Consider the following 12,643-nt stretch of genomic DNA (forward strand, 5'->3'; position numbering starts at 1 on the left):
CATAATTTGTTAAATAATCCTTGCAAATCAGAAAATAATCTACTTACTTTACAGACATTATATATGACAATTAACAACACCATTTCTACAATTATTATTACCACCGGTATAAACCTCGGAGGAAGATAATCGTATGGTGTAAAACATAAAATGAAAGCCAAAAGAAAAACCTTCCTCCGCAAAGAGGAAGGTTTTTTTGTTACAGAACGATTACTAACCCATAAATGAAAGTTTTAAAATTCGGAGGTACTTCCGTTGGATCTGTAAACAGCATCCAAACCCTGTTAAGCATCCTGAAGGATGAAGTAAAAAATGAAGAAAAGCCGGTGGTGGTATTGTCAGCCATGGGCGGTGTAACCAACCTGCTTTCGGCCATGGCCGAAGATGCAGCCAACGGTATTGATTTTACCGCCGGGCTTGCCGAACTGGAAAAGCGCCACTTTGATGCGGTAAAGGCTTTGCTCGACGTGCAGAACCAGAATCCCGCCCTCACCCGTTTAAAAATTCACTTCAACCAACTGGAAGAATTGCTGCAGGGTGTACTTACCCTCCGTGAGCTTACGCCTAAAACCCGCGACCAGGTGCTGGCTTTCGGCGAGCGCTGCTCAACACTGATGGTGAGCAAAATTGCAGCCCAGCATTTTGGCGATGTACTTTTTGTTGATGCTGCTGATGTAATTAAAACCGACAGCGCTTTCGGCAATGCTAAGGTAAACACCGAGCTTACCGAAAGGCTGGTACAAGGCCTGTATACCGAAAACAAAGGCAAAACATTGATCGTTACCGGTTTCATCGCCTCAAACGATGCAGGGCAAACTACAACATTAGGTCGCGGTGGGTCTGATTATACTGCAGCCATATTCGGCGCAGCGTTAAATGCTCAGGAGGTTCAAATCTGGACAGATGTTAACGGTATGATGACCGCTGATCCGCGCATGGTTAAAAAAGCGTTCTCTTTAACCGAGCTTACTTATACCGAAGCCATGGAGCTTTCCTACTTCGGCGCCAAAGTGATCTATCCGCCAACCATGATCCCGGCATTTCTAAAAAAGATCCCTATCGTGATCAAAAATACCTTTGAGCCTGAGTTTGAAGGGACGGTGATCCGTCATGATTGCAAGGCCTCTACCCTGCCCATCAAAGGGATCTCATCTATCAATAATATCAGCATCCTCAATTTGGAGGGTAGCGGCATGGTAGGCAAATCGGGCTTTAGCGGCCGCTTGTTCTCCTTGCTTGCCCGCGAGCAAATCAACGTAATCCTGATCACCCAATCGTCATCTGAGCACAGCATTACTTTTGCAGTTCAGCCGCAAGATACAGACAGGGCAAAACAGGTTATCGAACAGGAGTTTGAACTGGAGCTTGCCGCCAAAAAATTGGAACATCTGGTTATCGAAAAGAATCTGGCCATCCTGGCCATTGTTGGCGAAAACATGAAACAAACTCCGGGCATGTCGGGCAAGTTGTTCCATGCGCTGGGCCGTAACGGTGTTAACGTAAGGGCTATAGCACAAGGCTCATCAGAATATAACATCTCGGTGATCATCTCGGCGAACGATCTGTCAAAAGCCTTGAACGCCGTGCACGACGCCTTCTTTGTACAGTTGACCAAAACCCTGCATGCGTTTTGCCTGGGTACCGGCAACATCGGCAAAACATTGTTTAATCAATTGAACGCCCATAGCGAATACCTGAAAGATAACAACGGCATCCAGGTTAAAATAGCCGGTATCAGCAATACCCGCAAAATGACGTTCAATAGTGATGGCATCTCTTTAGATACCTGGCAAAATGACCTGCAATCGTCGCCTTATGAAGCCGATCTGCAATCGTTCATCAACCGGATGAAAGAAATGAACCTGCCAAACTGTGTATTTATTGACAACACTGCAAGTCCCGTTCCTATCGGTTTTTACGAGGAGATCTTTAAAGCCAATATCTCGGTGATCACCTGTAATAAAATAGGCAACTCGGGCAGTTATAAGCAGTACCGCACGTTTAAAGATACCGCACGCGCTCATGGCGTTGATTTCTTCTACGAAACCAACGTTGGTGCCGGTTTGCCAATCATCAATACCCTTAAAAACCTGATGAACAGCGGCGACAGAGTGCAGCGTATCGAAGCAATACTTTCGGGCACTATATCGTTCATCTTTAATAACTTTAAAGGCGATGCCAATTTCCACGATGTGGTAAAAGAAGCCCAGGACAAAGGCTATACCGAACCAGACCCGCGTGATGACCTTAGCGGTAAGGATTTTATGCGCAAAATGCTCATCCTTGCCCGCGATGCCGGATATGCTATGGAAGAGGCCGACGTTGAAATAGAAAGCGTGCTGCCAAAAGCGAGCCTTGAAGCTAAAACTGTTGAGGATTTTTATGCAACATTAAAAACCGAAGACGCGCATTTTGCCAAACTTAAAGATGCAGCCGAAAAAGACGGCAAAGTATTGCGTTACATTGGCAAGTTAGAGGAAGGTAAAGTAACTATAACCCTGCAAATGGTTGATGAAAACCATCCGTTCTACATGCTGTCGGGCAGTGATAATATCATATCCTTTACTACCGACAGGTACCGCGAACGCCCGCTGGTTGTAAAAGGCCCCGGCGCAGGCGCCGAAGTAACCGCCGCAGGCGTATTTGCTGATTTAATAAATGTGGGCGCTAATTAGTTTAAAAATCCCCTCTTGAGAGGGGGCCCGGCGGGAATCGCGTTAGCAGGGGTGTGTTGAGGATCGATAAGTCGCATGCAGAATAACACACCCCTACACCCCTCTCAAGAGGGGAATCGCACAGCCCTCGCCTAAAAGCGACATATGATAGTTTGATATTTTGAATAATGGAAGATAATAAGTTACAAGAATTAGCTCCCCCTTTAAGGAGCGGGATGCGCGACAGTATCCACGTTTTTGCTCCGGCAACTGTAGCCAATGTGGTTTGCGGTTTTGATGTGTTGGGCTTTGCGGTTGATGAACCTGGCGATGAGGTAATCATGCGTGTGACGGGCAAACCTGGCATCACCCTCAGCAAGATTACCGGCGATGACGGCAGGCTGCCGCTTGATCCGGCAAAGAATACCGTAAGCGTGAGCGTTCAGCATTATTTACAAAGTATTGGCCGTACCGATATTGGTTTAGATATCGAGCTGCATAAAAAAATGCCTATTGGCAGTGGTTTAGGTTCAAGCTCGGCCAGTACAGTTGCCGGTTTGTTTGCTATTAAAACATTATTAGGCGATGATTCCGACCCGATAAAACTACTTCCGTTTGCCATGAAAGGCGAGGAAATGGCCTGCGGTCATGGCCATGCGGACAACGTTGCTCCTGCCCTGTTTGGTGGTTTTGTGCTCATCCGCAGTTATGAGCCCCTTGATGTGGTAAGGTTGCCGCATCCTAAAAACCTGTGGTGTGCCATCGTGTTCCCTGATGTTGATGTACCTACAAGAGAGGCCCGCCAAATAATCCGTAAAAACATCCAGATGAAGGATGCCGTTACCCAGTGGGGCAATATTGCCGGCTTAGTAAGCGGTTTATTTATGCAGGATATCGACCTGATTGGCCGCAGTATGAAAGATGTGCTCGTTGAGCCAGTACGCTCTATGCTGATCCCAGACTTTTATAAAATGCGTGAAATGGCTATGGAACTTGGTGCGGTAAGCTTTGGCATCTCAGGATCAGGCCCGTCTGTTTTTGCTTTTACCAAAGACGAAGCCACCGCACGAGCCATCACCCAAAAGCTGCAACAGCACTTAACCGGCCTAAAGATCGGTTCAAACAGTTATGTATCAACTATAAATGACGCGGGGCCGAAGGTTTTGGGATAGCCTTAAATCCATCGCAATACAAATCACTATGTCATTGCGAGGTACGAAGCAATCGCACGGAAGCAGGTCCTCCCTGTATAGCATGCGATTGCTTCGTACCTCGCAATGACATGGTAGGATGAGCTCTAATAAACCTAATTAAATCCGAAATCGAACATCCGAAATCAAAAATGAAACTCTACAGTACTAATAATACCCTATCTGAAGTATCGTTCAAAGACGCGGTTTTTAACAGCATGCCGCAGGATAAAGGCTTATATATGCCTTACAGCATCCCCCGTTTGGATGACGACTTTATCAACAACCTTGATAAATACTCCCTTCCCGAAATTGCTTTTAAAGTAGCCCAAAACCTGCTTGGCGACTCTATTCCGGAAGCAGATTTGAAAGCCCTGATCGATGACGCTATTAACTTTCCGGCTCCTATCGTAAAGCTGGAAGACAATGTGTATGTCCTCGAGCTTTTCCACGGACCATCACTGGCATTTAAAGATTTTGGCGCCCGCTTTATGAGCCGCGTAATGAGCTATTTCCTTGAGCCCGGCGAAAAACAACTGGACGTACTGGTTGCCACCAGTGGCGATACCGGCGGTGCGGTGGCTCTTGGCTTTTTAGGTGTCCCCAATACCCGGGTTACCATCCTTTATCCTAAAGGCAAGGTAAGCGGCGTGCAGGAGCAGCAGCTCACCACAAACGGCCAAAACATCCGCGCTTTGGAAGTCGATGGTACCTTCGATGATTGCCAAGCCCTGGTGAAACAGGCTTTTGTTGATGAGGAACTGAACGAGAAATTCCGCCTTACATCGGCCAATTCTATTAACATAGCACGCCTGGTTCCGCAGACTTTTTACTACTTCAATGCCTATGCACAATTGTTAAGGCAGGGTATTAAAAAAGTGGTATTCTCGGTACCGAGCGGCAACTTCGGTAATATCGGCGCGGGTTTGTTGGCCTGGAAAATGGGGTTACCTGTCGAAAAATTTATCGCGGCTACCAATGTTAATGATACCGTACCTGAGTTTTTAAAAACCGGTGTTTATCAGCCTAAACCATCTGTAGCAACTTTATCTAACGCAATGGACGTAGGTAACCCAAGTAACTGGGTACGCATTGCCGACCTGTTTAAAAACGACACCGAAGCGCTTAAAGAATTGGTTGTTGGCTTTAAGTACGATGACGAGGAAACTGTAAAAGCCATCAACTGGGTATTTGATAACTATAATTATGTGGTTTGCCCACACACTGCTATCGCATGGCAGGCTTTAACCGATTATAAGCAGGACCATGCCGCTGTTGACACCGCCGGTGTATTCCTTTCAACCGCACATCCTTGTAAATTCCCTGACGTATTTAGCGATGAGGTTGCTGCTAAAATTGAAGTCCCGGAACAGGTAAAAGAACTGGAAGCAAAAACCAAGCTCGCAGTAGCCATTAGCAAAGATTTTGCTGATTTTAAAGGCTATCTTTTAGGGGTTAATTAATTTCAGTATTTTTAGCTGCTGGAAAACCAACAACTACCCGTTATTGCAGAAAGCTGGGTAGGCCTGTCAGTCTGAGCCTGTCGAAGACTCGCGCGGAGAGGCCTGCCCACCATACTTCGACAGGCTCAGCATGACACCCTTTTTTGGTCGTGGGAAAGCTACGCAATAACAGGCAGTTGAAATATGGCCGGCTTCAATACCGAAACATACAATGCTTAGCAAAACCCTGATATTTATCTGCCTCCTGGCAGTTTGCCTAACCGCCTGCAGCCGTAAACAAAAGTTCGACCGTGATAAATGGGATGATGGAGATGGCCTTACGTTCGCTTATCGCCCGGGTATGGTTAATGACCTGATTGAAAGTAAACAGCTTAATAATCTTAAATATCAACAGGTGATCCATTTGCTCCACCGCCCTCAATTAAGCAGTAAAGACAGCATGGTATACGACCTTGACCGGGAATACAGCAAAGGCAAATTGATTTATACTCAAACGCTTGTTGTTTTTTTGAAAGATTCGGTTGTTACAAAGGCCGAGGTTCATGAAACCCACGCAAAGAAAAAATGATCAACACCATAATATTCGATCTGGGGGCCGTTTTAATTGATTGGAACCCGCATTATATGTACCGTACCCTGTTTACTGATGAACAGGAAATGAAAGATTTTTTAGCCAACATCTGTACTTCCGACTGGAATGAAGAACAGGATGCCGGCCGGCCCTTACAGGAAGGTACAGATCTGCTTGTCGCTCAATTTCCCGAGCATGAAGCCAATATCCGCGCGTTTTATTCCCGTTGGATAGAAATGCTTGGTGAGCCGTTTCATGGCACTGTAGAGATCTTTAAGCAACTAAAAGAGAAAGACAAATACAAGATCTATGCATTAACCAACTGGTCGGCTGAGACTTTTCCGATGGCTCAGGAGCGCTTTGATTTTTTAAACTGGTTTGATGGCATTGTAGTATCCGGCGCCGAAAAAATGCGTAAACCCACCCCTGCCTTTTACCAGATCCTGCTCGACCGCTACAATGTGAAAACCGACGAGGCTTTATTTATCGACGATAACTACCGCAATATTTTAGCAGCCGAAAAAATGGGGATCAAATGTATTCATTTTACATCATCTGATGCCCTGGAGGCGGAACTAAGGGGGTTGGAGATTTTGTAAATCTTTGCAGCCGTGCTGCGAAGACACAGCTGCCGGGTATAAAATAAATATATGTCATTTCCGTCTTGCGCACATCTGTGATGTTGGGCTTAAAATGGGCTTACGTTTGTAACGTAAGCGTGGTCAATGGCGTTACAAACGCCAAGCCATGTTAAGCACTCGTTACAAACGAGCGCAAGTTTATGACCGGCAGTTAGGTTATTTCGCCGGCACAAATATCATCGCCCCGATCACTATTGCCAGTATCCCGCCTATAATCAAATAACTTAACGGGTGGGCAAAATTCACTGTCCAGCCCATGTACTTAATTCTTTTGGGCACAATGATCCGGCTATCATCTTTGTTGTAATAAAATACGCCGTATTTATAATTATTACTATCCTCTGTAGGTTCCATTCGGTATTTATCCAAATAACTCGCTACTCAAATACCTGTCGCCCCGGTCACAGCAAATAAAAACGATTAGCCCCTCTTCCAGTTCCTGCGCAAGTCTTACAGCAGCAGATAGTGCGCCGCCGCTGCTCATGCCTGCAAATACGCCTTCTACTTTGGCCATCTGACGCGCCATCTGGGTAGCTTCTTCCTGTGAGATATCCATCACCCTGTCAACGCGTTTAGCATCAAAGATCTTGGGCAGGTATTCCTCCGGCCACCTGCGGATGCCCGGGATAGATGAGCCTTCAACCGGTTGGCAACCTACTATCTGTACGGTGGCGTTTTGCTCTTTCAAATATCTTGAACAGCCCATGATGGTGCCGGTAGTACCCATCGCACTTACAAAATGGGTGATCTTGCCTTCGGTATCCCGCCAGATTTCGGGACCGGTAGTTTTTACGTGTGCCATGTAGTTATCCGGGTTGGCAAACTGGTTCAACAGAAAGTACTCACCGGTAGTGGCCTTTTCTTCAGCATAATCGCGACAAAGCTCTATCCCTTCAAGCAACGTAACTTTAGCACCAAAGGCCTCCATGGTAAGCGTACGTTCGCGGGTGGAGTTGGATGGCATTACCAGTTCTATCTCCAGATCAAATAACCTTGCAATCATAGCCAATGCTATCCCTGTATTGCCGCTGGTAGCTTCAATCAACTTTGTGCCGGGCTTAATATCGCCGCGCTCGATAGCACTCCTGATCATGTTGAGCGACGCACGGTCTTTTACGCTGCCGCCCGGATTATTGCCTTCCAGCTTGGCGAAGATCCGCACTTTTGGATTTGGGTTCAGCTTTTTAATTTCTACCATAGGCGTGTTGCCTATCAGGTCTATCAATGAAGCCATTATATATTTTTTATGGTAAATGTTCTATTTCTTGTGGCCGAACAATTTAATGCTCAATCTTTTCAGTACCCTGTGGTTAGGTGTGTGGTATACCCTTGAATTTGGCGGCAAACTCTTGGTGAGCCAAACGTTTCCTCCTACCACACTGTTATGCCCGATGATGGTTTCGCCGCCTAAAATGGTGGCCCCCGAGTAAATCACCACATTATCCTCCACCGTTGGGTGCCGCTTGGTATTGGCCATACTTTTATCCACACTTAAAGCACCTAAAGTAACGCCCTGGTACAGCTTTACATGCTTACCTATTTTACAGCTTTCGCCAATAACAATACCGGTACCATGATCTATATAGAAATACTCGTCTATTTGGGCAGCAGGATGAATATCTATCCCTGTTTTAGAATGCGCATATTCTGTAAGGATCCTTGGCAACAGAGGAATATCATCGATATAAAGGCTGTGCGCCACCCTGTAAAGCGAAATGGCATAAAAGCCCGGATAAGTACGGATCACTTCAAATTCGCTGCGAGCGGCCGGATCGCCGTTAAAAATAGCCTGGATATCGGTATTCAGAATGCGGAATAGCTCGGGAAGGCCCTCAAAAAACTTTTTGGCCAGCTTTGAGGTATCACAGTTACTGCAGGCTTTGGTGGCATGCATAATGTCACAAAGTTCATTCTCAAGCCTTAAAAACTCATCCTTCAGCTCCTCAACTGAAGCATACTGTTGCCCGGTTTGTTCGGGGTACAGCAAATGGATCACTTTTAGTGCCCAGGCAGTAATCTCCCTGTTTGAAGGCACAGCCTCCAGCTTTTGCTGTTTAGCAAAAATATGTTGATAAAAATCCTGACTCATGTTTTATGGTGGGGCTGTTTTGGGAAAACAACCAATAACAGTACAAGTTTATATAAAAGATTGTTGTTAATATGTAAAATGAGCTGGATAATTGATATTTGAGTGAATTTAACCTACGCAAAACCATGAAAGAGCAGATAATTGAAACGGTAATAAGGCTGTTTGCCGGAGCTGACGAGCGCGACTGGGGCAAAGTTAAAAATACATTTGCCGAAAATGTCGAGCTTGACTATAGTTCGATGACCGGCAATCCGGCAAGTGTTGTACCATCCGAAGGTATTATTACGGCGTGGCGCGGCTTTTTGCCCGGCTTCGACAAAACCCATCACCAACTGGCCGATTTTTATGTCATGCAAAACGGATCGGCAGCGCTTGTTCATTATTATGGCAAAGCCGATCATTTTATTGGTGACGACCTATGGATTGTTGAAGGCACTTATGATACCGAGCTTATTGAAACTCATGGCAAATGGGTCATCACCAAACATAAGCTTAACCTCATTAAGCAGGATGGTAATATGGACTTACCGGTACAGGCAGCCGCCCGGGTATCTGAACGGGGTTAATAAAAGACCTTGAAGATTTACGAAGTCTTGAAAACTTCGTAAATCTGGGATTATGTAACTCATTACAAATCTGCCCCTGCCCTTTTTCTCCGGCTTAGTCCCGCCTGTAAGATTACGGATATGATGATGATCAACAGGCCTCCATAAAAGGATAAATTGAGCTGCCGGGATTCATTGAATAAAATCATTGCCAGTAAAATACTGTAAACAGGCTCCAGGTTAAAGGTTAGGTTAACCGTAAAGGCAGACATTTTCCTCAAAACCTCGGCCACCATAACATAAAGGCCAACCGTGCAAAAAAGCGATAAAAGCAGCAAATAAATGATATCCAATGTGCCTGGTATTATCGTTTTTGAAGGGAAGAAATAAAGATATAGCGGCGAGGCCAGTATTAGCGCGGCAGATCCAACCAGCATCTGATACAAGTTCATAACGGTTGAATCATACTTTTTAACCAGACGCTCGTTCAATATGGTATAAAGTGATGCCAGGAAAGATGATATTACACCGAGTATGATCCCCGTTCTGAATGAGGTATCAAAATGAAATATCAAACCGATACCGGCAAGGGTAAGCATGCTTAGCAGCAGTTCAGTAATATTGAAAGGTTTTTTGTTGATAAGCGGAGACAGAAATGCAGTAAAAAAACTGGTGAGGCAATAGCAAACTACGCCTACAGAAACGTTGGAATATTTGATGCTGGCATAAAAGAACACCCAGTGAAAGGCAATTAGTAATCCAGCCTTACCCATTTCCGTTATGTTATTCCATGAGTACTTAAATTGTGGCTTTTTGATCCATACCATAATCATCAGGAATAAAAAAGAGAACAGGGTACGGTAACAGGTAAGCAGGTATTCATTTAAAGAAATAAGTTTACCAAACACCCCGGTAAAGCCGGCAAGTATTACGGCTATGTGCAATAGAACAAATGTCTTTTTCATTTTTTGCTAAATTAAGAATAGGTTGGGCAAAGCATAACAATACCTGCAATTGCCCGCATTGAATAAATTGTTTTGAAAATAGTGTTGAAAAAATTCAGACCCGATAGAATAATCGATGATCTGTTAGCAAAAAAGAGCTGGTGGTGAATCATTGAAAAATGGCTCCGACGCAAGGATATTGCGAGTAAGGGATTTTGATGTCCCAACTGTGCCATATTTAATGTTTGCTGTTATCATTTGTTGACGAGCCAAAAATATGGAAAAGTTTTGTTTTAACTAAAGATTTGTGATTGTCTTGTCACTTTGGCTATTACCATTAAATTGAAGGCCATTTTGTTCACAGAGATAACTTCTACCGAAGATAACTTGAGCAGAGACCGGTGCGTCCCCACAAGCCGAACGGCCGGGGCACACAACCTATGTGTATGAGCCGGGACACTTATATAATAAATATTTACAGGCGAGCTGCCTATATTTAGATGGATATAACTATGTATCATTTCTTTTTAAATTTATCGGTGATATAGCAACACAAAAGCCTTACGCTCCGTATCATTGCGTATTGATAAAAGCAGCAATGTTAAATTGATACAAATTATAGAATGCCGCTAAAAAGCCCTTTTTTTAAACTTTTAATATTAACATTGTTTCTATTCCCGGGCCGGGTATATGCCGACATTCCATATCAGTTAGTTTACCTGAAAAATTATAGCGCCCCTGATGGCCTGCCCAGTTCAAGGGTTAACTATTTAATGCAGGACAGCAGGGGTTTTATCTGGCTGGCCACCGATAAAGGCGTGAGCAGGTTTGACGGCCAGCATTTTAAAAACTTCACATCGGCCGATGGGCTGGAAAACAATGAGTGTTTCCGGATTGCCGAGGATAATTATCACCGGATTTTCTTTTACTGTAATAACTACCGGGTATGTTACTATGAAAACGGACTTATACATAAGCTTAATTCATCTCAAAAAGTAATCGTTTCACCCTTCGCCAATTTCTTTTTTAACCGTTATAATGAGCTCTGTGTAAATTACAGGCTTAGTACCAAAGTATATCATTTTGAAGAGTTAAAATCGGAAAGACATGCCATAAGGCATTTGAACGGGTACATTTATGGTTCTGACGGAGAAGAGATCGTCCTATCTGAAAATGATCTTGATATCCTCGAAGAAGAGCTTAAGGCCGGCCAGTTAAGTTTTCAAACCGCCAATACCAATACCAAACCTTACCGGTTGGCTTTACAGCAAAATTATTTGTTATTGATAACTAAAGACTGGGTACATGTTTATCGGTATCAAAAAACCGGGATCATCCCCCTCAATAAAATCTATTTTACCGGCAATGTGACTTCGGTTTACCTTACCGGCAAAAATACGTTTGCCGTTACAACGGTAAAACAGGGCACCTACATTATTAACTATCTTACCGGCGAACGGAAAAATTACCTTAATAATAACATCACTACCGCCACGGTTATTGACCGGGAAAATAATTTATGGTTTGGCAGTTATGACAAAGGCTTCTTTTTAAGTACTAACCCCGAAGTAAAAATCATTAACAAAGAAAGCGGGCTGGCCAATGAAGATGTTTTAAAACTGGCCATTGCAGGAGGCTACCTTTTTACCGGGCATGTTTTAAGCACACTGAGTTATATGAAACTTGGCGCAAATCAAACGCCGCCGATTGGTACTATAACTATAAATCAAGACAGGTCTGACTTTAACCGGATAACCAATCTGCTTACAATTCCGGGCAACAGGCTCATGATTGGTACCGATAATGGCATATTCAGATTAGATATTTCGAACAAGAACCCGGCGTTATGGCATCCCGAAAGTTATTTTGAAGGCCCTGTAAAATTTGATGGCCCTATAAAAGGAATCACCCATCAACATGATACAGTGTATTTTATTTCACAAAATGCCGTTGTTGTAATATCAAATCAGTTCAAACGTCTAAAAGGTTATAGATTCAAGCCTATACGCATGACATCTCTTACCTGGTATAAAAACAAGCTGCTGATAGGTTCACTTTATGGGTTATACCAGTTAATGCCCACTACTAATGATATCACCTATGTGCGGATATTAGCCAATAAAGGAATAAATGTTGTTAAGAGCCTGGCATCAAATAATGAAGTATGTGCGATAGGCACAGAAGCTCAGGGGGTGTTTTTGCTGGCCGGCAAAAAAATTGTTCAATTTAGATCTCCTGCTATTTTTTCAGGCGATATCCGTAAACTGGTATGGACAGATGACAATACACTATGGGTCTGCACCGCAAACGGTGTAAGCATTATCAGCTTCTATAATCATTATCAAAATTACCGGATAAGTTTACTCAATACCAGTAACGGGCTCCCCTCGGATAACGTTGCCGATGTGGTACAGAACGGTCATGATTATTATATAGCTACAGATCAGGGCATAGCCGTTACTCAAAATTTAGGGAACACCGCCCTGCCTAAACCGGTGTTGATTAATGATGGGATACCCGGAACTCAAAACAGCTTTACTTACGGC

The 12,643-nt window shown here is 44.1% G+C and carries 11 protein-coding genes; 7 read left to right on the forward strand and 4 right to left on the reverse strand.

Features of this window, described 5'->3' with window-relative positions:
- The first annotated feature begins 224 nt into the window (after positions 1-224).
- From thrA to IEX80_RS22350, 5 genes are all read left to right on the forward strand, one after another.
- The gene (gene thrA / locus IEX80_RS22330) at positions 225-2,675 is read left to right on the forward strand and encodes a bifunctional aspartate kinase/homoserine dehydrogenase I (protein WP_188834189.1); all 2,451 of its coding nucleotides are present in this window, start codon (positions 225-227) and stop codon (positions 2,673-2,675) included.
- Between the two features lie 167 nt (positions 2,676-2,842).
- On the forward strand, positions 2,843-3,826 hold the full coding sequence (locus IEX80_RS22335) for a homoserine kinase (protein WP_373290418.1): 984 nt from the start codon (positions 2,843-2,845) through the stop codon (positions 3,824-3,826).
- A gap of 170 nt (positions 3,827-3,996) precedes the next feature.
- A complete protein-coding gene (thrC, locus tag IEX80_RS22340; RefSeq protein WP_188834190.1) occupies positions 3,997-5,307 on the forward strand; it encodes a threonine synthase in 1,311 nt (436 codons plus the stop codon).
- A gap of 211 nt (positions 5,308-5,518) precedes the next feature.
- A complete protein-coding gene (locus IEX80_RS22345) occupies positions 5,519-5,875 on the forward strand; it encodes a hypothetical protein (protein WP_091176136.1) in 357 nt (118 codons plus the stop codon).
- Entirely contained in the window at positions 5,872-6,477 is a 606-nt protein-coding gene (locus IEX80_RS22350; RefSeq protein WP_188834191.1) for an HAD family hydrolase, read from the forward strand. Before IEX80_RS22345 ends, IEX80_RS22350 begins: the two co-directional genes overlap by 4 nt.
- A 198-nt stretch (positions 6,478-6,675) precedes the next feature.
- Here the strand turns inward: IEX80_RS22350 and IEX80_RS22355 are convergent, their stop codons facing one another.
- The 3 genes from IEX80_RS22355 to epsC are packed head-to-tail and all read right to left on the reverse strand — an operon-like array spanning position 6,676 to position 8,608.
- On the reverse strand, positions 6,676-6,873 hold the full coding sequence (locus tag IEX80_RS22355) for a DUF5808 domain-containing protein (RefSeq protein ID WP_188834192.1): 198 nt from the start codon (positions 6,871-6,873) through the stop codon (positions 6,676-6,678).
- 7 nt (positions 6,874-6,880) lie between these two features.
- On the reverse strand, positions 6,881-7,753 hold the full coding sequence (cysM, locus tag IEX80_RS22360) for a cysteine synthase CysM (protein ID WP_188834193.1): 873 nt from the start codon (positions 7,751-7,753) through the stop codon (positions 6,881-6,883).
- Positions 7,754-7,777: 24 nt separating this feature from the next.
- Positions 7,778-8,608, reverse strand: a complete 831-nt coding sequence (gene epsC, locus IEX80_RS22365) for a serine O-acetyltransferase EpsC (protein ID WP_090533421.1) — start codon at positions 8,606-8,608, stop codon at positions 7,778-7,780.
- A gap of 125 nt (positions 8,609-8,733) precedes the next feature.
- On the opposite strand from epsC, the gene IEX80_RS22370 reads away from it, so the two are divergent.
- Positions 8,734-9,174: a nuclear transport factor 2 family protein gene (locus IEX80_RS22370; RefSeq protein ID WP_188834194.1), complete on the forward strand. Its 441-nt coding sequence runs from the start codon at positions 8,734-8,736 to the stop codon at positions 9,172-9,174.
- A gap of 62 nt (positions 9,175-9,236) precedes the next feature.
- Here the strand turns inward: IEX80_RS22370 and IEX80_RS22375 are convergent, their stop codons facing one another.
- Positions 9,237-10,118 (reverse strand): DMT family transporter, encoded by an 882-nt coding sequence (locus IEX80_RS22375; RefSeq protein ID WP_188834195.1) that lies wholly within the window; start codon positions 10,116-10,118, stop codon positions 9,237-9,239.
- Positions 10,119-10,762: 644 nt separating this feature from the next.
- On the opposite strand from IEX80_RS22375, the gene IEX80_RS22380 reads away from it, so the two are divergent.
- The coding region (locus tag IEX80_RS22380; RefSeq protein WP_188834196.1) for a ligand-binding sensor domain-containing protein at positions 10,763-12,643 on the forward strand (1,881 nt) is incomplete at its 3' end.

This window comes from Mucilaginibacter rubeus (assembly GCF_014643835.1).
GTDB lineage: Bacteria > Bacteroidota > Bacteroidia > Sphingobacteriales > Sphingobacteriaceae > Mucilaginibacter > Mucilaginibacter rubeus.